The organism is Bacillus sp. S10(2024) (assembly GCF_050473865.1).
Classification (GTDB): Bacteria; Bacillota; Bacilli; order Bacillales; family Bacillaceae_G; genus Bacillus_A.
The window spans coordinates 3,425,841-3,450,492 of the sequence record NZ_JBFLUR010000002.1 but is presented as its reverse complement, the minus strand read 5'-3'; the positions used below and the strand labels follow the sequence as shown (position 1 = coordinate 3,450,492).

The following is a 24,652-nucleotide window of genomic DNA, read 5'->3' as shown; positions in this document are numbered from 1 at the left end:
TAATGGTTAATAATGAGTAGGAGGTGGTTGAATGTTAAAACGAATCGTACAGCTTTTCTTTTTAGTTATTGGGGGAGCATTAGGGATTTTTCTTATTCCAAAAGTGATTGATATGTTGGGTGTAGGTGCAGTACCTTGGCTTGAAGGTTCTTATATTCGTGCAATTATTGGTGCAATCATTTTATTTTTAACAACATTTTGGCTTGTAGATTATATTGTTCAGCTTATTAAACATATTGAGGAATCGCTTGTAAAAGCACCTGTTACAGATGTTTTATTTGGAACATTAGGATTAATTTCAGGACTAATTGTTGCGTATTTGATCTTGATTCCGATTCGCGAAATTACCATTCAAGTCATTAGTACAGTATTGCAAATCTTTTTCACACTATTACTTGGTTACTTAGGATTCCAAGTAGGGTTTAAAAAGAGAAATGAATTGTTAGGGCTGTTTACATTACCGCAGCGCGGAGGAAAGAAAAAAAATACAAGCAATGAAAATGAGGAAGTAGAAGCGTCAACTTCCGATTGGAAAATACTAGATACCAGTGTTATTATTGATGGGCGTATTGCGGACATTTGCCAAACGAAATTTTTGGAAGGAACAATTGTCATTCCACAATTTGTGTTAGAAGAATTACAACATATTGCTGATTCTTCGGATGCGTTAAAGCGTAATCGCGGACGAAGAGGCTTGGATATTTTAAACCGTATTCAAAAAGAGTTGCCTATCCCAGTAGAAATTTATGAAGGTGATTTCGAAGACATTCAGGAAGTCGATAGTAAGCTTGTGAAACTAGCAAAATTAACTGGTGGAACTGTTGTTACGAATGACTTTAACTTAAATAAAGTTTCTGAACTGCAAGGTGTGACAGTTTTAAACATCAATGATTTAGCAAATGCCATAAAGCCCGTTGTACTTCCAGGTGAAGAGTTAAGGGTATATGTCGTAAAAGATGGGAAAGAGCAAAATCAAGGTGTTGCTTATTTAGATGATGGTACAATGATCGTCGTTGAAGACGGTAGAGAGCATGTTGGTTCGCAAATTGATGTACTTGTTACAAGTGTATTGCAAACATCTGCAGGCCGTATGATCTTTGCCAAACGCAAATTGTTAGAGAAAGCGTTATAAGTAGAGGGTTAGAACGATGTATACATTAATTATTCCAGCTGCAGGACAAGGTAAGCGTATGGGTGCGGGGAAAAATAAGTTGTTTTTGCAACTTGATGATGTTCCCATTATTATTCATACATTACGGGCTTTTGAAAAAGATGACCAATGTAGACAGATTATTTTAGCGATTAATGAGAGCGAACGTTCTTATTTTGAAGAACTTCTTCAAAATTATTATATTCAAAAAGATATCCAATTTGTTCAAGGCGGGAATGAGCGCCAGGATAGTGTATATAATGCTCTGATGTATGCAAGAGAAGGAGAGTATGTACTTGTCCATGACGGGGCACGTCCGTTTGTAACGAAAAAGATGATTGAAGATGTATTGCAAATGGCGAAAGAAAAAGGTGCCTCTATTTGTGCGGTACCTGTGAAAGATACAATTAAAAAAGTGATGCATGATGCTGTTGTTGAAACAGTAGAACGTTCCCAACTGCGAGCGGTTCAAACACCGCAAGGGTTTCATGTTCCTATTTTGTTAGAGGCTCACGAGAGTGCAAAACAAGCGGATTTTCTTGGGACTGATGATGCCAGCTTGATAGAACGTCTTTCTAAAGAGGTAGGCGTTGTAGAAGGAAGTTATTACAATATTAAGGTGACAACACCTGAAGATTTAGTGATTGCTGAAAGCTTCTTGCGAGTTTTGCAAATATAGTAGCGATGTTATAATAGAAAAGCTCGGTAGCTACCGAGCTTTTCTATTATAGAGTGGAAAATTCGGCGAGCGGGCATGTAAAGGGCCGCTCGAGTAATATAATGTGAAGCTGCCCGTTAGAGCGGGATAAAATTTATTAGTGTAGTTTGAGGGGGAATTGAAAATGTTTCGAATTGGACAAGGTTTTGATGTGCATGCATTTGCAGAAGGAAGACCATTAATTATTGGTGGGATTACAATTCCATATGAGAAGGGTTTACTTGGACACTCGGATGCTGATGTCCTTTTACATACAATTGCAGATGCTTGTTTAGGAGCAATCGCTGCGGGAGATATCGGTAAGCACTTTCCAGATACAGATCCTGCATTTAAGGATGCAGATTCAGCTGTGCTTTTGAAAAAAGTATGGGAGTTTGTTGCAGAGAAAGGATATGTACTTGGAAACTTAGATTGTACAATTATTGCTCAAAAGCCAAAAATGGCACCGCATATTGAAAGTATGCGTGTGAGAATTAGTGAGCTGCTACAAACAGACATCGAGAATGTTAATGTAAAAGCAACGACGACAGAAAAATTAGGTTTTACAGGACGAGAAGAAGGCATTGCTTCACAGGCTATTGTATTGTTACAGAAAAAATAGTTGTTTTTAATTCGTAAGATGGATAATCATAATTTTTTGGTGTACAATTAAGGAATCTGTTGACATTAAGAATGGAAGGTGTACCAATTATGGAAAAGCAAGTGAGAGTGCGCTATGCGCCAAGTCCAACAGGACACTTACATATCGGAAATGCACGTACGGCATTATTTAACTATTTATTCGCTCGTAGTCAAAACGGAAAATTTATTATCCGTATTGAAGATACAGACATAAAGCGTAATATTGCTGGCGGCGAAGAAAGCCAATTAACGTACTTAAAATGGCTTGGCATGGACTGGGATGAAAGCATCGATGTTGGTGGTGAATACGGTCCGTACCGTCAAATGGAGCGTTTAGATATTTATAAAAATTTATATGAAGATTTACTTGAGCGTGGTTTAGCTTATAAATGTTATATGACAGAAGAAGAATTAGAAGCGGAACGTGAAGGGCAAATCGCTCGTGGTGAAACGCCTCGTTATGCAGGTAATCACCGTGAACTAACAGAAGAACAAGTAAAACAATTCGAGGAAGAAGGACGCATTCCGAGCATTCGTTTCCGTGTACCTGAAAACCGTGAATATGTTTTTAATGATATTGTAAAAGGTGAAGTATCCTTTAACTCAAATGACTTCGGTGACTTTGTTATCGTGAAGAAAGATGGTATTCCAACTTATAACTTTGCGGTAGCGGCAGACGATCATTTTATGGAGATCTCACACGTTCTTCGTGGTGATGACCATATTTCGAATACACCAAAACAAATGATGATTTATGAGGCATTTGGTTGGGATGTACCGCAATTTGGTCATATGACGTTAATCGTAAATGAGAGCCGTAAAAAGTTAAGTAAACGTGACGAATCAATTATTCAATTTATTGAACAATATGAAGCGCTAGGATATCTTCCAGAAGCAATTTTTAACTTTATCGCATTATTAGGTTGGTCACCAGTAGGGGAAGAGGAAATTTTCTCTAAAGATGAGTTTATTGAAATGTTCGATGCAGCTCGTTTATCGAAATCACCAGCGTTATTCGATTCGCAAAAATTAAAATGGATGAATAACCAATATATGAAGAAGCAAGACTTAGATCGCGTTGTCGAATTGAGCTTACCGCATTTAGTGAAAGCCGGCCGTGTAAGTGAAAACCCAAGTGAAAAAGAATCAGCTTGGATTCGCGATGTAATTGCTCTATATCATGATCAAATGAGTTTCGGTGCTGAAATTGTTGAACTATCTGATATGTTCTTTAAAGATCATGTAGATTATGAAGAAGAAGGACAAGAGGTACTGAAAGGTGAACAAGTACCAGAAGTTCTTCGCGTGTTTGCAGCAGAATTAGAAGCATTAGAAGAAGTAGAACCTGCAGCAGTTAAAGCAGCGATTAAAGCGGTTCAAAAACAAACTGGTCAAAAAGGAAAAGGTTTATTCATGCCAATTCGTGTTGCAACAACTGGCCAAACGCACGGACCAGAACTTCCAAATGCAATTGCACTTCTTGGAAAAGAAAAAGTTTTAAATCGTGTTCGTAAAGTAATTAGTTAACATTTTATGGATTTAGAAATATAATGAAAATACTCCAAAATGAAATAAACAAAAGCGACGAGAAGGAGAAGTAGAAAATCATGCTTTTCACAGAGAAAACCATCATTTGGCTGGAAGTGGTTTAAAAGCGGATTTTTGAAGTGCCCCTTTGAGTCTTCTGCTGAACAACGAGCGTACTTCGAGAAACGTGAAAGTAAGCAGAAGCGGTATAAACCGTTATCATGTTTGAGTTTGAGGTCTTTTTAGGCCTAAACAGAGTGGAACCGCGCTTGTAAGGCGTCTCTGTCTATAGACAGAGGCGCCTTTTTCTATACATGAAAGGTATGGGGGAAGTATCACTTTAAACAAAAAAGGGGGAACACCGATGTTTAAGAGGCTTCGGGAGGATATTGAAGTCGTCTTTGAACAGGATCCAGCAGCGAGAAGTCATATCGAAGTAATTTTAACTTACTCTGGATTGCACGCAATTTGGGCACATCGTATTGCGCACGCCTTTTATAAACGAAAATTCTTCTTTTTTGCACGTACGATCTCGCAAATGAGTCGTTTTTTTACAGGTATTGAAATTCACCCAGGGGCAACGATTGGTCGTAAATTTTTTATCGATCATGGTATGGGGGTTGTAATTGGAGAAACGTGTGAAATTGGAGATAATGTGACAATATATCAAGGCGTTACGTTAGGTGGCACAGGAAAAGAAAAAGGGAAACGTCATCCAACAATTAAAGATAATGTGTTAATTGCAACAGGTGCGAAAGTGCTTGGATCGATTACAGTTGGAGAGAATTCCAAAATTGGTGCTGGTTCAGTTGTGCTGAAAGAAGTGCCTGCGCATTCCACAGTTGTAGGAATTCCTGGTCGTGTCGTAATTCAAAATGGTGTAAAAGTAGGGCAAGAATTAAATCATTGTGATCTTCCGGATCCGATTTTTGATAAGTTGAAAGCGATGGAAGAAGAGCTTGAGCAATTGAAAAAACAACTAGTATTGAAAACAGAAAGGACGGATAAAAATGACTATTCACATTTATAATACGTTAACACGTCAGAAAGAAGCGTTTATTCCTTTAGAAGAAAATAAAGTGAAAATGTATGTATGCGGACCAACTGTATACAATTACATTCATATTGGGAATGCGAGACCACCTATGGTATTCGACACAGTACGTCGTTATTTAGAACATAAAGGATACGATGTACAATATGTTTCTAACTTTACTGATGTAGATGATAAATTAATTAAAGCGGCGAATGAGCTAGGAGAAGATGTTCCAACAATTGCAGATCGCTTTGTTGAAGCGTACTTTGAAGATGTAACTGCACTAGGTTGCAAACATGCGACAGTTCATCCTCGTGTAACAGAAAATATGGATATTATTATTGAGTTTATTCAGGAACTTGTGAATAAAGGTTATGCATATGAATCTGAAGGTGATGTGTACTACAGAACGAAAGAATTTGAAGGATACGGTAAATTATCACATCAACCAATTGCAGACCTGCGTCATGGCGCGCGCATTGAAGTTGGAGAAAAGAAACAAGATCCACTTGACTTTGCGTTATGGAAAGCAGCGAAAGAAGGAGAAATCTTCTGGGATAGCCCTTGGGGGAAAGGTCGTCCAGGGTGGCATATTGAATGCTCAGCAATGGCACGTAAGTATTTAGGTGATACGATCGATATTCATGCTGGTGGGCAAGATTTAACATTCCCGCATCATGAAAATGAAATTGCGCAGTCAGAAGCACTGACGGGAAAAACATTTGCACGCTACTGGATGCACAATGGATATATTAATATTAATAATGAAAAAATGTCTAAATCGTTAGGTAACTTTGTTCTTGTTCACGATATTATTAAGCAGTACGATCCGCAATTAATTCGTTTCTTTATGTTATCTGTGCATTATCGCCACCCGATTAATTTTAGTGAGGAATTATTGCAGCATACAAGTAATGGATTAGATCGTATTAAAACGGCTTATGGTAACTTAAAGCATCGTATAGAAAGTAGTACAGATTTAACGGATCACAATGAGAAGTGGTTAGCTGAGATGGAGAAATTCCAGAATGCATTTGAAGAGGCAATGGATGATGACTTTAATACAGCAAACGCAGTAACAGAGCTATACAACTTAGCAAATCATGCAAATCAATATTTATTAGAAGAGCATACATCAAAAGTGGTAATTGAAGCATACATGAAGCAATTTGAAATGTTATTTGGAATTTTAGGATTAGAATTAATGAAAGAAGAATTGCTTGATGAGGAAATTGAAGCATTAATCCAAAAACGTATTGAGGCTCGAAAAAATCGTGATTTTGCATTATCTGATCAAATTCGCGATGAGTTAAAAGAGCGTAACATTATTTTGGAAGATACACCACAAGGTACAAGATGGAAAAGAGGCTAAACATGATTGATGCAAAGCAATTAAATAGCTTAGCGTTAGCGTATATGGGTGATGCGGTATATGAACAATATATCCGCTATCACCTACTTCAAAAAGGGACAGTTCGTCCAAATCAACTACATCGTTTGGGGACAAGCTTTGTTTCTGCAAAAGCGCAAGCAAAAGTGGTTTATCATTTACTAGAGACATCATTTCTTACTGAGGAAGAGGAAGCTGTATTAAGAAGAGGGCGTAATGCAAAGTCAGGTTCTGTTCCGAAAAATACAGATGTACAAACGTATCGACATAGTACTGCTTTTGAAGCGTTGATTGGATATCTTTATTTATTAAATCATCAACCGAGAATAGAAGAGATTGTATATGAAGCGATTCGTGTATTAGAGAATAAGGAAGGGGGCGCGTAAGCGTGAATAGTGAATATATTATTGGTCGTAATCCTGTAATTGAAGCGCTGAGATCAGGTCGTGATATTAATAAGATTTGGATTGCAGAAGGTGCTGCGAAAGGACAAGTGCAAATTGTAATTGCATTAGCGAAAGAAAACAAAATTTTAGTACAGAATTCACCGAAGAAAAAATTAGATCAACTTGTAGAGGGGAATCATCAAGGTGTAATTGCACAAGTGGCAGCATATGAATATGCAGACTTAGAGGATTTATTTGCAGTAGCAGCGAAGCGGAATGAAGATCCTTTCTTTTTAATTCTTGATGAGATTGAAGATCCACACAACTTAGGTTCTATTATGCGTACGGCAGATGCGGTAGGAGCTCACGGGATTATTATTCCAAAGCGCAGAGCAGTTGGTTTAACAGCGGCAGTTGCAAAGGCTTCGACGGGAGCAATTGAGTATGTTCCGGTTGCTCGTGTGACAAATTTATCGAGAACAATTGATGAATTGAAAGAGCGTGGACTTTGGATTGCAGGTACAGATGCAAAAGGAAAAGATGACTATCGTAATTTAGATGGAAAGATGCCGATTGGCTTAGTTATTGGTAGTGAAGGGAAAGGTATGAGTCGCCTTATTGGTGAAAAATGCGACTTCCTCATTCATTTGCCGATGGCTGGTAAAGTTACATCCTTAAATGCCTCAGTTGCTGCTAGTTTGTTAATGTATGAAGTGTATCGGAAACGTCATCCAATCGGTAAGTAAGGATGAATGATATTTTAATCGTTGATGGCTACAATATTATTGGGGCTTGGGCAGATTTGAGAAAGCTAAGGGATGTAGACTTGCAGGCTTCACGCGATTTACTTATTGATAAAATGGCAGATTATCAAGGATATACAGGCACGCAAATTATAATTGTGTTTGATGCATATTCTGTTTATGGAATCGAAAAGAAGATGAAGCAAGCGCGTGTTGACGTAATTTTTACAAGAAAGAACCAAACAGCCGATGAGAAAATTGAGCAGCTCGCAATTGAACTGCGAAATATTAATACGCGTATTTATGTTGCGACGTCTGATTACACAGAGCAGTGGGCCATTTTTGGACAAGGAGCTCTGCGTAAATCAGCGCGTGAGTTAGAGATAGAAGTTCAGGCGATGGAGCGAACTGTACGTCATGAAACGAAGAGAACAAAAGAAGCGCAACCGGCTATGCGAACGATATTTAGTGGGGAAGTTGCAGAAAAATTAGAAAAATTAAGACGAGGAGGGCGTTGAAACATTGACGCTCTCCTTGCGCTTACTGTATAATATTGCTAAATAACTAGCGGTCGGAGGGATCAGATTGGAAGTAGACTTCGTAAGCGACAACAATGTTATATTTAGTGGTTTAGAGGATGAAGAGATAGTTGAATTAGTAAGGAAAGGGAATGTAGATGCGCTAGAGTATTTGATTCATAAGTACAAAAACTTTGTTCGCGCTAAATCAAGATCTTATTTTTTAGTTGGTGCTGATCGTGAAGATATTATTCAAGAAGGTATGATTGGATTATTTAAGGCAATTCGTGATTATAAAGAGGACAAGCTATCTTCCTTTAAAGCTTTTGCGGAATTATGTATTACACGTCAAATTATCACCGCTATTAAAACTGCGACAAGACAGAAACATATTCCTTTAAATTCGTACGTATCTTTAGACAAACCAATTTATGATGAAGAATCTGATCGCACTCTGTTAGATGTTATATCTGAGGCGAAGATGACGGATCCTGAAGAGATGATTATTAGCCAAGAAGAGTATGTTGATATAGAGTTGAAAATATCTGAATTATTAAGCGATTTAGAAAGAAAAGTACTGTCTTTGTACTTAGACGGAAGGTCGTATCAGGAGATTTCAGAGCAATTGAATCGTCATGTGAAGTCCATCGATAATGCTCTGCAACGAGTAAAAAGAAAACTAGAACGTTACATGGAAATGAGAGAAACGGCAAGTGTTAATTCATCCTCTGTTAAGAGAAAGATATAAATGCCAATTGAAAAGATGAATACTTTTTAGATGGGTGAAGGTATTTGACTATACATAGAAGTGGTCAGATCCATTTGCCACACATACACGAATTAAAATAAAGGGCAAAAACGAGCGGGGCAATTTTATTTTATAAAGTAGTGGCTTAGTATGTTGGGAAATAAAAAGTGGATTTATATAGACACTGCTTAAAGGTATATTAAAATAATTGATTAATATATAAAAGAGAGGTTTTTCCTCTCCTTTTCTTTTTAGAGTAGGTGGGAAGTGTCATTGACATTGTCTTTTATTGTATGATACATTTTTAAGGAAATAATGTTACAAGGCTGGTGTAACAGATGAGAAAAAAAGTTGTACTCGCATGTGAAAAGTGTAATAATCGAAACTATTCCACAATGAAAGATACAAGCTCAGTAGAGCGTCTTGAAATAAAGAAATTTTGTAAAACATGCAATGCGCATATGATTCATAAAGAAACAAAATAAATAATCGTAATTATGCACTGGAGGTCCCGGAAATGCGTTTGACGAACTTTTTTGGCGATGTAAGCCGTGAAATGAAAAAAGTAAGTTGGCCGAAAAAAGATGAATTATTCCGTTCGACACTTACTGTAATTGCAACCGTTGTGTTCTGTGCAGTTTTCTTTGCAGTGGTGGATATGGGGATTTCTTCTTTAATTCGTTTAATTCTTGAATAAGAAGCACTTATACATGATATAATGTTAATGTTATTTATACGAACTGTGTAAAAGCCCGGTGAACGGGTTTTTTCATTTGCACGAAAAAATGTACGTCAGGGAGGGAAGGACGGTCGTCCTAAATTAATGGAAAAACGTTGGTATGTTGTCCATACTTATTCTGGATATGAAAATAAAGTAAAAACGAACCTAGAGAAACGTGTAGAATCAATGGGTATGCAAGATAAGATTTTCCGTGTTATTGTTCCAGAGGAAACAGAAGTAGAAATGAAAAACGGAAAAGAGAAAGTAACTAAGAGGAAAGTATTTCCTGGCTACGTGTTGGTAGAAATCATCATGACGGATGATTCTTGGTATGTTGTTCGTAATACACCGGGGGTAACGGGGTTTGTTGGTTCTTCTGGATCGGGTTCAAAACCATCTCCGTTGTTAGAAGAAGAAGTTGTTGTGATCTTAAAACACATGGGAATGGAAAATGAAGTGGTTGACTTTGATTTCGAACTTCATGAAACAGTACGTGTGAATGAAGGTCCATTTGCAAACTATACAGGTGCTATTAATGAAATTGACCTAGAAAAGCAAAGGGTTACAGTACTTGTTGATATGTTTGGTCGCGAAACTTCAGTTGAGCTAGACTTCCACCAAATTGAAAAATTATAAAATCAAACTTGAAATGAATTGTAAAAAGTGATAATATCTTTAAGGTCAATACGTCTTCGGTAACGAAGACGTTTTTTGAAAAATTTTATCGCTAAAGATAAAATATGAAGTGGGAGGGCAAAAAATAATTGCCCATTGACCACATCACGGACTTAAGGAGGTGTGTCTCGTGGCTAAAAAGGTAATTAAAATGGTAAAACTTCAAATTCCTGCAGGTAAAGCTAACCCAGCTCCACCAGTTGGTCCAGCATTAGGACAAGCAGGTGTTAACATCATGGGCTTCTGTAAAGAGTTCAACGCTCGTACAGCAGATCAAGCTGGTCTAATCATTCCTGTTGAAATTACAGTATTTGAAGACCGTTCATTCACTTTCATTACTAAAACTCCTCCTGCTGCTGTTCTTCTTAAGAAAGTAGCTGGTATCGAGTCTGGTTCTGGTGAACCAAATCGTAATAAAGTGGCAACTGTTAAGCGTGATAAAGTTCGCGAAATCGCTGAAACTAAAATGCCTGACCTAAACGCTGCTAGCGTAGAAGCTGCAATGCGTATGGTTGAAGGTACTGCACGCAGTATGGGCATTGTTATCGAAGACTAATTCGATTTGTTTTTTTTGTAAAAGAGGTTGCGGGTCTGGTGTTCCAATTCGCAACCTTTATTATCGTAAATGAATGTCGTTTTTTAAATAAAAGGATGGGCGCACATCCTCGATTGTATCGAAAAGAAGGCGTAAACGTGGGAGGTTATTCCGCTAAAACCACATTGAGGAGGAAATAAAAATGGCTAAAAGAGGTAAAAAGTACGTAGAAGCTGCAAAGCTTGTTGATCGCGCGACTGCTTACTCTGCAACAGAGGCAGTAGAATTAGTAAAGAAAACAAACACAGCTAAATTTGATGCAAGTGTAGAAGCTGCATTCCGTTTAGGTGTTGATCCTAAGAAAGCTGACCAACAAATTCGTGGTGCAGTTGTTCTTCCACACGGTACTGGTAAAGTACAACGTGTATTAGTATTCGCTAAAGGCGAAAAACTAAAAGAAGCTGAAGCTGCTGGAGCTGACTTCGTAGGTGATGCAGACTACATCAACAAAATCCAACAAGGTTGGTTTGACTTTGACGTAGTAGTAGCAACTCCTGACATGATGGGTGAAGTTGGTAAACTTGGTCGTGTATTAGGACCTAAAGGTTTAATGCCAAACCCTAAAACTGGAACAGTTACTTTCGACGTAACAAAAGCAGTTAACGAAATCAAAGCTGGTAAAGTAGAATACCGCGTTGATAAAGCTGGTAACATCCATGTACCAATTGGTAAAGTATCTTTCGAAGATGCGAAATTAGTTGAAAACTTAGAAACGGTTGCTGATGCACTTCTAAAAGCTAAACCAGCTGCTGCAAAAGGTACTTACATGAAGAACGTAACAGTTGCTTCTACAATGGGACCTGGCGTACGTGTTGACGTTTCAACTATTGCGTAAAAATTGGAAGTTGACTTCATGATGAAGTTCTAATATAATCATCTATGTTGTGAATTTTAATAGTGTACCGTAGACAGTAGGTGCCATTTTGGCTTAATATCCTACCGAGGTGTAAATATACGGAACGGAATTTTTCTGTGACTATATGCCTCCATGTCTATAACTGGGCACGGAGGCTTTTTAGTGCACTTTCGGTACATCTTCTATATAATCTACAGGAGGTGTAATAACATGACTAAAGCAATCGAAGCAAAACAACATGTTGTAACTGAAATCGCTGGTAAACTTAGCGAAAGTAAATCAACAATCGTTGTTGACTACCGTGGTTTAACAGTTTCTGAAGTAACGGAATTACGTAAAGCATTACGTGAAGCTGGCGTTGAGTTCAAAGTTTACAAAAACTCTTTAACTCGTCGTGCTGCAGAAGTTGCTGAACTAACTGAGTTAAACGAATTCCTAACAGGACCAAACGCTATCGCGTTCAGTAACGAAGATGTAGTTGCTCCTGCAAAGGTATTAAATGATTTTGCTAAAAATCACGAAGCTTTAGAAATTAAAGCTGGTGTGATTGAAGGTAAACTTGTAACTGTTGATGAGGTTAAAGCTATCGCTACTCTTCCATCACGTGAAGGCTTACTTTCTATGCTTCTTAGCGTTCTTCAAGCTCCAATCCGCAACCTTGCACTTGCTGCAAAAGCTGTTGCTGATCAAAAAGAAGAGCAAGGCGCTTAATTTTTTAAAAGATAATTACGTATTATCGATCAAACAATATGAACTTATTTAATAAGGAGGATATTTACAATGACTAAAGAACAAATCATTGAAGCAGTTAAAAATATGACTGTATTAGAACTTAACGACTTAGTAAAAGCTATCGAGGAAGAATTCGGCGTAACTGCTGCTGCTCCTGTAGCTGTAATGGGTGGCGCTGCTGGTGAAGCTGCTGCTGAGAAAACTGAATTTGATGTAGTACTTGCTGATGCAGGCGCTCAAAAAATCAAAGTTATCAAAGTTGTTCGCGAAATCACTGGTCTTGGATTAAAAGAAGCTAAAGAAGTAGCTGACAACACTCCAAAAGCAGTTAAAGAAGGCGTTTCTAAAGAAGAAGCTGAAGAAATCAAAGCTAAACTTGAAGAAGTTGGCGCTGCTGTAGAAGTTAAGTAATTAACTTTTGAGGCTTTAAAAAAAAGCTCGCTCTCATGCGAGCTTTTTTTTTAACTGTAAAGAAAAGAGGTGGCCATATGGCAGACCATTATTTTTCTAACGATCCTTCTAGTAAAAGTAATCGTAAACGTTGGGAATATACGCTCAGGGGATCTCGATTTGTTTTCTTATCTGACCACGGAGTATTTTCGAAAAATGAAGTGGATTTTGGTTCGCGTCTTTTAATTGAAGTCTTTCAAATGCCGGATGCCCAAGGTGATGTATTAGATGTTGGGTGTGGATATGGTCCGATAGGTTTATCTTTAGCGAAAGAGTTTCAAGAGTGCACAGTTCATATGGTGGATGTAAATGAAAGGGCGCTCGGGCTTGCGAAGGAAAACGCTGCTAATAACCAAATTGGAAATGTTCGAATTTATCAAAGTAGTGTATATGAAAATGTGAGTGGAGAATACGCTGCTATTCTATCTAATCCGCCAATACGAGCTGGGAAGCACGTGGTGCATGAGATTCTAGAAAAAGCGGTGGATCATCTTGTGCCGGGCGGTGAGTTGTGGATTGTAATCCAGAAAAAACAAGGTGCGCCATCCGCGATGAAAAGATTAGAAGAAGTATTTGATGAAGTGGAAGTCGTAGAAAAGAAAAAAGGCTATTATATCATAAAATCAAAAAAACGTTGACGGTTATTTTTGGTTGTGTTAACATTATAAAATGCCTATATATGATTTTCTGCGTTGAGAATGATGTATATTTTTGCTTCTCTTGGAAAAGATAGTAAAATCAGCAGATTATGAAACAGAATGATGGTTTTCTTATAGAAGCCATTTTTCTTTTTGAGCAGGTAGAAACACTCAACGTATCTATCTTTTTAGAGAAAAAGACTACGTAATTTGCGTTAGTCGTATTTAGTTGTGATTTTGCACATTTTTGTGCGTTTATAATACTCTTGATTTGAGGGGTGAAGCAGTTGACAGGTCAACTAGTTCAATACGGACGACACCGCCAACGAAGAAGTTATGCCCGTATTAGTGAGGTATTAGAATTACCAAATCTTATCGAAATTCAAACCTCTTCTTATCAGTGGTTTCTTGATGAGGGTTTGCGAGAAATGTTCCAAGACATTTCTCCGATTGAAGACTTTACGGGAAATTTATCGCTTGAGTTTATCGACTACAGTTTAGGTGAACCGAAATATTCTGTAGAAGAGTGTAAAGAGCGTGATGTGACGTATGCAGCACCACTTCGTGTAAAAGTGCGTCTAATCAATAAAGAAACTGGTGAAGTAAAAGAGCAAGATGTGTTCATGGGGGATTTCCCGCTCATGACAGAGACTGGAACATTTGTAATTAACGGTGCAGAACGCGTTATTGTTTCTCAGTTAGTTCGTTCACCAAGTGTATACTACAGCGGAAAAGTGGACAAAAACGGAAAACGTGGATTTACTGCTACTGTAATTCCAAACCGCGGAGCTTGGTTGGAGTATGAAACAGATGCTAAGGATGTTGTTTATGTGCGTATCGATCGTACGCGTAAACTGCCTGTAACTGTTTTGTTACGCGCATTAGGGTTTGGTTCTGATCAAGAAATCACCGAATTAATAGGTGATAACGAATACTTAAGTAATACGCTAGAAAAAGATAACACGGATAGCACAGAAAAAGCATTGCTTGAAATTTATGAGCGTCTACGTCCAGGTGAACCACCAACAGTAGAAAATGCGAAGAGTCTGCTTGTTTCTCGCTTCTTTGATCCAAAACGTTATGATCTAGCGAATGTAGGTCGCTACAAAATTAATAAGAAATTACACATCAAAAACAGATTGTTTAACCAACGTTTAGCTGAAACTTTAGTGGATCCTGAGACAGGTGAAATTTTAGTAGCAGAAGGAACAATCTTAGATCGTCGTACATTAGATCGTATTTTACCTTACTTAGAAAAGAACATTGGTTTTAAAACAGCGAAGCCAATGGGCGGAGTGGTAGAAGGCGATGTTGAATTGCAATCTATTAAGATTTATGCTCCAGATGCAGATGGAGAGCGTTCTATCAATATTATTGGTAATGCGAACATCGATCGCGATGTAAAACATATTACACCAGGCGATATTATTGCATCTATTAGCTATTTCTTTAATCTTCTATATAAAGTAGGGGACACAGACGATATTGACCATTTAGGGAACCGCCGCCTACGTTCTGTAGGGGAATTGTTACAAAACCAATTCCGTATCGGTCTTTCTCGTATGGAACGTGTTGTTCGTGAGAGAATGTCAATTCAAGATACAAATGCAATTACACCGCAAGCGTTAATTAACATTCGCCCGGTTATTGCATCTATTAAAGAGTTCTTCGGTAGTTCTCAGTTATCTCAGTTTATGGATCAAACAAACCCATTAGCAGAGTTAACACATAAACGAAGACTATCTGCATTAGGACCTGGTGGTTTAACGCGTGAACGCGCAGGCTTTGAAGTGCGTGACGTTCACTACTCTCACTATGGTCGTATGTGTCCAATCGAAACGCCAGAGGGACCAAACATCGGTTTGATTAACTCTCTATCTTCGTTTGCGAAAGTAAATGAATTTGGTTTCATTGAAACACCATATCGCCGTGTTGATCCAGAAACTGGACGTGTAACAACACGTGTAGATTACTTAACAGCTGATGAACAAGATAACTATGTTGTTGCCCAAGCAAATGCACGTTTATCTGAAGATGGAGATTTCCTTGATGAAGACGTTGTAGCACGTTTCCGCGACGAGAACGTTGTAGTAAAACGTGAACGTATTGACTACATGGATATCTCTCCAAAACAGGTTGTGTCTGCTGCGACAGCTTGTATCCCGTTCTTAGAAAATGATGACTCGAACCGTGCGCTAATGGGTGCGAACATGCAACGTCAAGCAGTTCCACTTATGAATCCAGAATCTCCAATTGTAGGTACTGGTATGGAGTACGTATCAGCGAAAGATTCAGGTGCTGCAGTAATTTGTAAACATCCTGGTATCGTTGAACGTGTAGAAGCTCGCGAAGTTTGGGTACGTCGTTATATCGAAGTAGACGGTCAAAAAGTAAAAGGTGACTTAGATCGCTACAAAATGTTGAAATTCATCCGTTCTAACCAAGGAACTTGTTACAACCAACGTCCAATCGTAAGTGTTGGCGATGAAGTTGTAAAAGGTGAGATTCTTGCAGACGGTCCTTCTATGGAAAAAGGTGAACTTGCACTTGGTCGTAACGTGCTTGTTGGCTTTATGACGTGGGATGGTTATAACTACGAGGATGCGATCATTATGAGTGAGCGCCTTGTAAAAGATGATGTGTATACTTCAATTCATATTGAAGAATATGAATCTGAAGCTCGTGATACAAAGCTAGGACCAGAAGAAATTACACGAGACATTCCAAACGTTGGTGAAGATGCGCTTCGTAACCTTGACGAGCGCGGTATTATCCGCATCGGTGCAGAGGTAAAAGACGGAGACTTGCTTGTTGGTAAAGTAACGCCAAAAGGTGTAACAGAGTTAACAGCTGAAGAGCGTCTATTACATGCAATCTTTGGTGAGAAAGCTCGTGAAGTACGTGATACATCACTACGTGTACCACACGGTGGTGGCGGTATTATCTTAGACGTAAAAGTATTCAACCGTGAAGATGGCGATGAATTGCCACCGGGTGTAAATCAACTTGTACGTGCATATATCGTTCAAAAACGTAAAATTTCTGAAGGTGACAAGATGGCCGGTCGTCACGGTAATAAAGGTGTTATCTCCCGTATTTTACCGGAAGAAGATATGCCTTACTTACCAGACGGTACACCAATCGATATCATGTTAAACCCATTAGGGGTACCATCTCGTATGAATATCGGTCAGGTGTTAGAGCTTCATCTTGGTATGGCAGCAAGGTATCTTGGTATCCACGTTGCAACACCAGTATTCGATGGCGCTCGTGAGGAAGATGTATGGGGAACAATCGAAGAAGCTGGTATGGCGCGTGATGCGAAGACGATTCTTTATGATGGACGTACTGGTGAACCGTTCGACAACCGTGTATCTGTTGGTGTTATGTATATGATTAAACTTGCACATATGGTTGACGATAAACTTCATGCTCGTTCTACTGGACCATACTCACTTGTAACGCAGCAGCCTCTTGGAGGTAAAGCGCAGTTCGGTGGACAGCGTTTCGGTGAGATGGAGGTTTGGGCACTTGAAGCTTACGGTGCTGCATATACTCTTCAAGAAATCTTAACAGTTAAGTCGGATGATGTTGTTGGGCGTGTGAAAACGTACGAATCGATTGTAAAAGGCGAAAACGTTCCAGAACCAGGTGTTCCTGAATCATTCAAAGTATTGATTAAGGAATTACAAAGTTTAGGTATGGATGTTAAGATGATGTCTAGCGACGATACTGAAATTGAAATGCGTGATACTGATGACGATGATGATCATCAGTCAGCAGAGAAATTAAATGTCGAAGTTGAGACAACGAAGGAATAATTGGGATAACCTGTAGACTAAAAGGGAGGTAGGCCCCTTGATAGATGTAAACAACTTTGAATATATGAAGATTGGACTTGCATCACCAGACAAAATTCGCTCTTGGTCATATGGGGAAGTGAAAAAACCCGAGACGATTAACTATCGTACATTGAAGCCAGAGAAAGACGGTTTGTTCTGTGAGCGTATTTTCGGTCCAACAAAAGACTGGGAATGTCATTGTGGTAAATATAAACGTGTCCGTTATAAAGGTGTAGTTTGTGATCGATGTGGCGTTGAAGTAACGCGTGCGAAAGTTCGTCGTGAACGTATGGGTCATATTGAATTAGCTGCTCCAGTATCTCATATTTGGTATTTCAAAGGTATCCCAAGCCGCATGGGACTTGTCTTAGACATGTCCCCTCGCGCGCTTGAAGAAGTAATTTATTTCGCTTCATATGTAGTAACAGAAAGCGGCGATACACCGCTTGATAAGAAGCAACTTCTTTCGGAGAAAGAATACCGTGCGTATCGTGACAGATACGGAAACTCTTTCCAAGCTGCTATGGGCGCGGAAGCAATTAAGAAGTTATTACAAGATATCGATTTAGATAAAGAAGTAGACTTCTTAAAGGAAGAGTTAAAAACAGCGCAAGGACAACGTCGTACTCGTGCTATTAAACGTCTAGAAGTATTAGAAGCATTCCGTAACTCTGGAAACGAACCATCTTGGATGATTCTAGATGTTCTTCCAGTTATCCCACCAGAACTTCGTCCAATGGTACAGTTAGATGGTGGACGTTTTGCAACTTCTGACTTAAACGACCTATATCGTCGTGTAATTAACCGTAACAATCGTTTAAAACGTTTATTAGACTTAGGTGCACCAAGCATTATCGTCCAAAACGAAAAGCGTATGTTACAAGAAGCAGTAGATGCTTTAATTGATAACGGTCGTCGTGGCCGTCCAGTTACTGGACCTGGTAACCGTCCGTTAAAATCTCTTTCACATATGTTAAAAGGTAAGCAAGGACGCTTCCGTCAAAATTTATTAGGTAAACGTGTTGACTACTCTGGTCGTTCCGTTATCGTTGTAGGACCGAACTTAAAAATGTACCAATGCGGCCTGCCAAAAGAAATGGCGCTGGAACTGTTCAAACCTTTCGTTATGAAAGAGTTAGTAGGAAAAGGTTTAGCGCACAACATTAAGAGTGCTAAACGTAAAATTGAACGAGTACAACCTGAAGTTTGGGATGTTTTAGAGTCTGTAATTAAAGAACACCCTGTACTTTTAAACCGTGCTCCAACGCTTCACCGTCTTGGTATTCAAGCGTTTGAACCTACATTGGTAGAAGGTCGTGCAATTCGTCTGCATCCACTTGTATGTACTGCATACAATGCGGACTTTGACGGTGACCAAATGGCGGTTCACGTTCCGTTATCATCAGAAGCACAGGCGGAAGCTCGTCTTCTTATGTTAGCTGCACAAAACATCTTGAACCCGAAAGATGGAAAACCAGTTGTTACACCGTCTCAGGATATGGTATTAGGTAACTACTACTTAACACTTGAGCGCAAAGGTGCGATTGGTGAAGGTATGATTTTCAAAGATACAAACGAAGCAATACTTGCATACCAAAACGGATATGTACACTTGCATACTCGTGTTGCTGTTGCAGCAAGCTCTGTAAACAACGAAACATTTACAGAAGAGCAAAACAGCAAGCTGTTGTTAACGACAGTTGGTAAGTTAATCTTCAACGAAATTTTACCGAAGTCTTTCCCTTACATTAACGAACCAACGAAGACAAACTTGGAGAAAGAAACTCCAGTGGAATACTTTGTTGAAAAAGGTGCTAACGTAAGAGAAATTATTGCTAGTCGCGAGGAAGTGGCGCCATTTAGCAAGAAAATTCTTGGTAATATCATTGCTGAAGTATTTAAACGTTTCAAGATTACAGAAACGTCTCGTATGCTTGATCGTATGAAAAACCTAGGATTTTCATACTCTACAAAAGCTGGTATTACAGTTGGGGTAGCGGATATCCTTGTATTAGGTGAAAAAGAAGAAATCTTGCTTGAAGCGCAAGCAAAAGTAGATACAGTTATTAAACAATTCCGTCGTGGTTTAATTACGGAAGAAGAACGTTATGATCGCGTTATCTCTATTTGGAGTAATGCAAAAGACGTTATCCAAGGAAAACTGATGAAAACTCTAGATAAGCGTAACCCGATCTTCATGATGAGTGATTCTGGTGCCCGTGGTAACGCATCGAACTTTACTCAGCTTGCTGGTATGCGTGGTTTGATGGCCAACCCATCTGGACGTATCATCGAACTTCCAATCAAATCAAGTTTCCGTGAAGGTTTAACGGTACTTGAGTACTTCATCTCTACGCATGGTGCGCGTAAAGGTCTTGCCGATACAGCGCTTAAGACTGCGGATTCTGGTTACTTAACACGTCGTCTTGTTGACGTTGCACAAGATGTTATCGTTCGTGAAGACGATTGTGGAACAGATCGAGGTCTATTAATTGGTGCGATTAAAGAAGGAAACGAAATTATCGAATCTTTATATGATCGCCTTGTAGGCCGTTTCGCAAGAAAAACTGTGAAACATCCAGAAACAGGTGAAGTGTTAGTTCGTGAAAATGAACTAATTACAGAAGATATCGCTCATATCATCGAAAAAGCAGGCGTTGAACAACTGTACATCCGTTCTGCATTTACATGTAACACGCGTCACGGTGTATGTAAGAAGTGTTACGGTCGTAACTTAGCTACTGGTACAGACGTAGAAGTGGGCGAAGCGGTTGGTATTATCGCAGCTCAATCTATCGGTGAGCCAGGTACACAGTTAACGATGCGTACATTCCATACAGGTGGGGTTGCTGGAGACGATATCACTCAAGGTTTACCGCGTATTCAAGAGATTTTCGAAGCGCGTAATCCGAAAGGGCAAGCGGTTATCAGTGAAATCGATGGTGTTGTTGCAGCGATTAACGATGTGAAAGATCGCCAAGAAGTTGTTGTACAAGGTGATGTAGAAGCTCGTACGTATGCAATTCCTTATGGTGCTCGTTTAAAAGTAGCTCCAGGACATCGCATCGAACATGGTAAAGAACTTACTGAAGGTTCTATCGATCCGAAAGAATTACTGAAAGTAACAGATATTACATCAGTTCAAGAATACTTGCTTCGTGAAGTACAAAAAGTATACCGTATGCAAGGGGTAGAAATTGGTGATAAACACGTAGAAGTAATGGTTCGCCAAATGCTTCGTAAAGTTCGTGTAATCGATGCTGGTGAAACAGATGTATTACCAGGAACATTACTTGATATCCACCAATTTACAGATGCAAATGCGAAAGTGTTGCTTCAAGGCAAACAACCAGCAACAGCGCGTCCAATCCTTCTTGGTATTACGAAGGCTTCACTTGAAACAGATTCGTTCTTATCTGCAGCATCATTCCAGGAAACAACTCGTGTGTTAACTGATGCAGCAATTAAAGGTAAGCGTGACGAACTTCTTGGTCTGAAAGAAAATGTTATTATCGGTAAACTTGTTCCAGCTGGTACAGGTATGAATCGTTACCGCAGAGTAGATCTTGTAAAAACAGCACAAGAAGAAATAAATGTAGAAAATGATGAGGTTTACGTAGAAAACTAAAATTTTCCGTCGTAAATTTTGCATAAAAAAGATAATCTTAGTTGACATGATGCAATGCAAAATGTTAATATAAGCAAGGTTGCTCCTTAATAAACGTTGAAGATAATTCAACACGGTATAGTTAGAACGTTGTCATAGCTTTTAGCAATGCAATATAACATACTTTTTCAAAACTGGATCTCAGCATGGAAATGAGTGAGATGCAAGTAGGAGCTTCAGTGATAGAAATAACAAGTTAAAACTGTTTTTGTGAGGAGAGCTTTTGCTCTTCCTTGCAAAAACTTTGTTTTCAACTAATAATGAACCACCTGGATATGTGGTCATACAAACGTGTGAAGGGAGGATAAATTAATGCCTACTATTAACCAATTAGTGAGAAAAGGTCGTACTGATAAAGTATGGAAATCTAAATCACCTGCGTTAAACAAAGGTTTCAACTCTTTAAAGAAAAAAGCAACTGATATCTCTGCACCTCAAAAACGTGGTGTATGTACTCGTGTTGGTACAATGACTCCAAAGAAACCGAACTCAGCGTTACGTAAATACGCTCGTGTACGTTTAACAAATGGTATTGAGGTAACAGCATACATCCCAGGTATTGGTCATAACTTACAAGAGCACAGCGTAGTATTAATTCGCGGTGGTCGTGTAAAAGACTTACCAGGGGTACGTTATCACATCGTTCGTGGTGCGCTTGATACAGCTGGTGTTGACAAGCGTATGCAAAGCCGTTCTAAATACGGTACTAAGAAGCCAAAAGCGGCTAAGAAATAATTAATTTGAACTGAAAGGAGGAACTCAATATGCCTCGTAAAGGACCTGTTGCGAAACGTGACGTGTTACCAGATCCAATGTACAATTCTAAGCTTGTAACACGCCTAATCAACAAAATGATGGTTGACGGTAAAAAAGGTAAATCTCAAACAATTCTTTATAATGCGTTCGACATCGTTCGTGAACGTACTGGTAATGAACCAATGGAAGTATTCGAGCAAGCTCTTAAGAACATTATGCCTGTTCTTGAAGTACGCGCTCGTCGTGTTGGTGGTGCTAACTACCAAGTTCCAGTTGAGGTTCGTCCAGAACGCCGTACAACTTTAGGTCTTCGCTGGTTAGTAAACTACGCTCGTCTTCGTGGTGAAAAAACTATGGAAGAGCGTTTAGCTTACGAAATCTTAGATGCAGCTAACAACGCTGGTGCATCTGTTAAGAAACGTGAAGACACTCACAAAATGGCAGAAGCTAACAAAGCATTTGCTCATTACCGTTGGTAGGATACAACGAAAAATAACTATAAGCATAAACCGCTTTATTTGTCGCTTATGGAAGTGTGGAGAGGGAGAATGCCTCTCCCTTTCAATGGGCGCTCGTTTTACATAATGAGAGTACTAGACATACTGACATATGTAACAAAATAAAGTGGCTTTTTTGCTACTTAAAATAAAAAAATCCAATCCATATTAGGAAGGAGAAAGACACCAAATGACAAGAGAGTTCTCCTTAGAAAACACTCGTAATATTGGTATCATGGCTCACATCGATGCTGGTAAAACAACAGCAACTGAGCGTATCCTGTACTACACAGGCCGCATTCACAAAATCGGTGAAACTCACGAAGGTGCATCTCAGATGGACTGGATGGAGCAAGAACAAGAGCGTGGTATCACAATTACTTCTGCGGCAACTACAGCACAATGGAAAGGTCATCGTGTAAACATCATTGACACTCCAGGACACGTAGATTTCACTGTAGAAGTAGAACGTTCTTTACGCGTACTTGATGGTGCGGTAGCAGTACTTGATGCGCAATCTGGTGTAGAACCACAAACAGAAACTGTTTGGCGTCAAGCTACTACTTACGGTGTACCACGTATCGTGTTCGTTAACAAAATGGACAAGATCGGTGCAGACTTCTTATACTCTGTAGGAACAATTCATGACCGTTTACAAGCAAACGCACATCCAATTCAGTTGCCAATCGGTGCTGAGGATGAGTTTACGGGAATTATCGACCTAGTTGAAGAGTGTGCATACATGTATGCAAACGACTTAGGAACAGATATCGAACGCATTGAAATTCCTGCAGAACATAAAGAATTAGCTGATGAATACCGTGGAAAACTTATCGAAGCGGTAGCAGAGCTTGATGAAGAAATGATGATGAAGTACCTAGAAGGTGAAGAAATCACTGTAGAAGAGCTTAAAGCTGGTATCCGTAAGGCTACAACTTCTGTAGAATTCTTCCCAGTAATCTGTGGTTCTGCATTCAAAAATAAAGGTGTTCAAATTCTGTTAGATGCAGTTATCGACTACCTACCATCTCCATTAGACGTACCTGCTATTAAAGGTACTCTTCCAGATACAGATGAAGAAGTAGAACGTCATTCTAGCGATGAAGAGCCTTTCGCAGCATTAGCATTTAAAATCATGACTGACCCTTATGTTGGTAAGTTAACATTCTTCCGTGTGTACTCTGGTGTGTTAAACTCTGGATCATACGTGAAAAACTCAACTAAAGGTAAGCGTGAGCGTGTAGGTCGTATCCTACAAATGCACGCAAACAGCCGTGAAGAGATTTCAACAGTTTACGCTGGTGACATCGCTGCTGCTGTAGGTTTAAAAGATACTACAACTGGTGACACTCTTTGTGACGAGAAGAGTCTTGTTATCCTTGAGTCTATGGAATTCCCAGAGCCAGTTATCTCTGTAGCTATCGAACCAAAATCTAAAGCTGACCAAGATAAAATGGGTACAGCATTATCTAAGCTTTCTGAAGAAGATCCAACATTCCGTGCTCACACTGACCAAGAAACTGGCCAAACAATCATCGCTGGTATGGGTGAACTTCACCTTGATATCATCGTTGACCGTATGCGCCGTGAATTCAAAGTAGAAGCAAACGTTGGTGCTCCTCAGGTAGCATACCGTGAAACTTTCCGCGCTTCAGCGAAAGTTGAAGGTAAGTTCGCTCGTCAATCTGGTGGTCGTGGACAATTCGGTCACGTTTGGATTGAGTTCGAACCTAACGAAGAAGGTAAAGGATTCGAGTTCCAAAACAAGATCGTCGGTGGTGTAGTTCCACGTGAATACATCCCAGCTGTTGGAGCAGGTCTTGAAGATGCACTTAAAAATGGTGTACTTGCAGGATATCCTGTAGTAGACATTAAAGCTGCATTAGTTGACGGATCTTACCATGATGTTGACTCCTCTGAGATGGCGTTCAAAATTGCTGCATCTATGGCACTTAAGGCTGCGGTTTCTAAATGTAACCCAGTAATTCTTGAGCCAATGATGAAAGTTGAAGTTGTAATTCCTGAAGAGTACATGGGTGACATTATGGGTGACGTAACTTCTCGCCGTGGACGTGTAGAAGGTATGGAAGCTCGTGGTAACGCACAAGTTGTTCGTGCGATGGTTCCACTTTCTGAAATGTTCGGTTATGCAACGTCATTACGTTCTAACACACAAGGACGCGGAACATTCTCAATGACATTCGATCATTATGAAGAAGTACCGAAGTCTGTTTCGGAAGAAATTATTAAAAAAAATAAAGGTGAATAATTGATTTTTATCGATTGTTCAAGTATAACTACTTATGTAAGCTTAGAAAGCGGGGCTTAGGCCCCTTGCTTTCTAGTCTAAATATAAAATAATCTATATAATCAAGGAGGAATTTAG

Annotated in this window: 23 protein-coding genes and 2 other annotated features; all 23 genes read left to right on the top strand. The window is 39.2% G+C overall.

Going from position 1 to position 24,652, the window contains the following annotated elements; translation table 11 throughout:
• Window positions 1-31: 31 nt before the first annotated feature.
• Window positions 32-1,132 carry a PIN/TRAM domain-containing protein gene (locus AB1280_RS17590; RefSeq protein WP_272190967.1) on the top strand — a complete coding sequence of 367 codons (1,101 nt, stop codon included), beginning with the start codon at window positions 32-34 and terminating at the stop codon, window positions 1,130-1,132.
• A gap of 16 nt (window positions 1,133-1,148) precedes the next feature.
• Window positions 1,149-1,829, top strand: coding sequence for a 2-C-methyl-D-erythritol 4-phosphate cytidylyltransferase (ispD, locus tag AB1280_RS17585; RefSeq protein WP_272190968.1), 681 nt, complete (start codon window positions 1,149-1,151; stop codon window positions 1,827-1,829).
• 163 nt (window positions 1,830-1,992) lie between these two features.
• Complete coding sequence (gene ispF / locus AB1280_RS17580; RefSeq protein ID WP_272190969.1) at window positions 1,993-2,469, top strand: 2-C-methyl-D-erythritol 2,4-cyclodiphosphate synthase; 477 nt, start codon at window positions 1,993-1,995, stop codon at window positions 2,467-2,469.
• 89 nt (window positions 2,470-2,558) lie between these two features.
• Window positions 2,559-4,016 carry a glutamate--tRNA ligase gene (gltX, locus tag AB1280_RS17575; RefSeq protein WP_272190970.1) on the top strand — a complete coding sequence of 486 codons (1,458 nt, stop codon included), beginning with the start codon at window positions 2,559-2,561 and terminating at the stop codon, window positions 4,014-4,016.
• Between the two features lie 48 nt (window positions 4,017-4,064).
• Window positions 4,065-4,303: a binding site (T-box leader), on the top strand.
• Between the two features lie 77 nt (window positions 4,304-4,380).
• The gene (gene cysE / locus AB1280_RS17570; protein WP_272190971.1) at window positions 4,381-5,046 is read left to right on the top strand and encodes a serine O-acetyltransferase; all 666 of its coding nucleotides are present in this window, start codon (window positions 4,381-4,383) and stop codon (window positions 5,044-5,046) included.
• Entirely contained in the window at window positions 5,027-6,424 is a 1,398-nt protein-coding gene (gene cysS / locus AB1280_RS17565) for a cysteine--tRNA ligase (protein ID WP_272190973.1), read from the top strand. The genes cysE and cysS overlap by 20 nt, the downstream gene beginning before the upstream one ends.
• A 2-nt stretch (window positions 6,425-6,426) precedes the next feature.
• Window positions 6,427-6,828, top strand: a complete 402-nt coding sequence (locus AB1280_RS17560) for a Mini-ribonuclease 3 (RefSeq protein WP_272190975.1) — start codon at window positions 6,427-6,429, stop codon at window positions 6,826-6,828.
• 2 nt (window positions 6,829-6,830) lie between these two features.
• On the top strand, window positions 6,831-7,574 hold the full coding sequence (gene rlmB / locus AB1280_RS17555; RefSeq protein ID WP_272190976.1) for a 23S rRNA (guanosine(2251)-2'-O)-methyltransferase RlmB: 744 nt from the start codon (window positions 6,831-6,833) through the stop codon (window positions 7,572-7,574).
• Between the two features lie 2 nt (window positions 7,575-7,576).
• Entirely contained in the window at window positions 7,577-8,089 is a 513-nt protein-coding gene (locus AB1280_RS17550) for an NYN domain-containing protein (protein WP_272190977.1), read from the top strand.
• A gap of 67 nt (window positions 8,090-8,156) precedes the next feature.
• The gene (locus AB1280_RS17545) at window positions 8,157-8,837 is read left to right on the top strand and encodes an RNA polymerase factor sigma-70 (RefSeq protein WP_429756564.1); all 681 of its coding nucleotides are present in this window, start codon (window positions 8,157-8,159) and stop codon (window positions 8,835-8,837) included.
• Between the two features lie 338 nt (window positions 8,838-9,175).
• Window positions 9,176-9,322, top strand: a complete 147-nt coding sequence (gene rpmG, locus AB1280_RS17540; protein WP_081625682.1) for a 50S ribosomal protein L33 — start codon at window positions 9,176-9,178, stop codon at window positions 9,320-9,322.
• Between the two features lie 32 nt (window positions 9,323-9,354).
• Window positions 9,355-9,534 carry a preprotein translocase subunit SecE gene (secE, locus tag AB1280_RS17535; protein ID WP_020062280.1) on the top strand — a complete coding sequence of 60 codons (180 nt, stop codon included), beginning with the start codon at window positions 9,355-9,357 and terminating at the stop codon, window positions 9,532-9,534.
• A gap of 126 nt (window positions 9,535-9,660) precedes the next feature.
• Window positions 9,661-10,194: a transcription termination/antitermination protein NusG gene (nusG, locus tag AB1280_RS17530; protein WP_272190978.1), complete on the top strand. Its 534-nt coding sequence runs from the start codon at window positions 9,661-9,663 to the stop codon at window positions 10,192-10,194.
• Window positions 10,195-10,363: 169 nt separating this feature from the next.
• Window positions 10,364-10,789 carry a 50S ribosomal protein L11 gene (gene rplK, locus AB1280_RS17525; protein ID WP_001085872.1) on the top strand — a complete coding sequence of 142 codons (426 nt, stop codon included), beginning with the start codon at window positions 10,364-10,366 and terminating at the stop codon, window positions 10,787-10,789.
• Window positions 10,790-10,970: 181 nt separating this feature from the next.
• A complete protein-coding gene (gene rplA / locus AB1280_RS17520) occupies window positions 10,971-11,663 on the top strand; it encodes a 50S ribosomal protein L1 (RefSeq protein WP_035433734.1) in 693 nt (230 codons plus the stop codon).
• A gap of 49 nt (window positions 11,664-11,712) precedes the next feature.
• Window positions 11,713-11,854 (top strand) — a sequence feature (ribosomal protein L10 leader region).
• A 40-nt stretch (window positions 11,855-11,894) separates the two neighbouring features.
• Entirely contained in the window at window positions 11,895-12,395 is a 501-nt protein-coding gene (rplJ, locus tag AB1280_RS17515; RefSeq protein WP_035433733.1) for a 50S ribosomal protein L10, read from the top strand.
• Window positions 12,396-12,464: 69 nt separating this feature from the next.
• Complete coding sequence (rplL, locus tag AB1280_RS17510; RefSeq protein ID WP_090918586.1) at window positions 12,465-12,827, top strand: 50S ribosomal protein L7/L12; 363 nt, start codon at window positions 12,465-12,467, stop codon at window positions 12,825-12,827.
• Between the two features lie 77 nt (window positions 12,828-12,904).
• Window positions 12,905-13,504, top strand: coding sequence for a class I SAM-dependent methyltransferase (locus tag AB1280_RS17505; protein WP_272190980.1), 600 nt, complete (start codon window positions 12,905-12,907; stop codon window positions 13,502-13,504).
• Window positions 13,505-13,791: 287 nt separating this feature from the next.
• On the top strand, window positions 13,792-17,325 hold the full coding sequence (gene rpoB / locus AB1280_RS17500) for a DNA-directed RNA polymerase subunit beta (RefSeq protein WP_272190981.1): 3,534 nt from the start codon (window positions 13,792-13,794) through the stop codon (window positions 17,323-17,325).
• A 37-nt stretch (window positions 17,326-17,362) separates the two neighbouring features.
• Window positions 17,363-20,974, top strand: coding sequence for a DNA-directed RNA polymerase subunit beta' (gene rpoC, locus AB1280_RS17495; RefSeq protein ID WP_272190983.1), 3,612 nt, complete (start codon window positions 17,363-17,365; stop codon window positions 20,972-20,974).
• 351 nt (window positions 20,975-21,325) lie between these two features.
• Window positions 21,326-21,748, top strand: a complete 423-nt coding sequence (rpsL, locus tag AB1280_RS17490) for a 30S ribosomal protein S12 (RefSeq protein ID WP_429756563.1) — start codon at window positions 21,326-21,328, stop codon at window positions 21,746-21,748.
• A 29-nt stretch (window positions 21,749-21,777) separates the two neighbouring features.
• Window positions 21,778-22,248, top strand: coding sequence for a 30S ribosomal protein S7 (rpsG, locus tag AB1280_RS17485; protein WP_020062289.1), 471 nt, complete (start codon window positions 21,778-21,780; stop codon window positions 22,246-22,248).
• Between the two features lie 208 nt (window positions 22,249-22,456).
• Window positions 22,457-24,535 carry an elongation factor G gene (fusA, locus tag AB1280_RS17480; RefSeq protein ID WP_272190984.1) on the top strand — a complete coding sequence of 693 codons (2,079 nt, stop codon included), beginning with the start codon at window positions 22,457-22,459 and terminating at the stop codon, window positions 24,533-24,535.
• Window positions 24,536-24,652 lie beyond the last annotated feature (117 nt).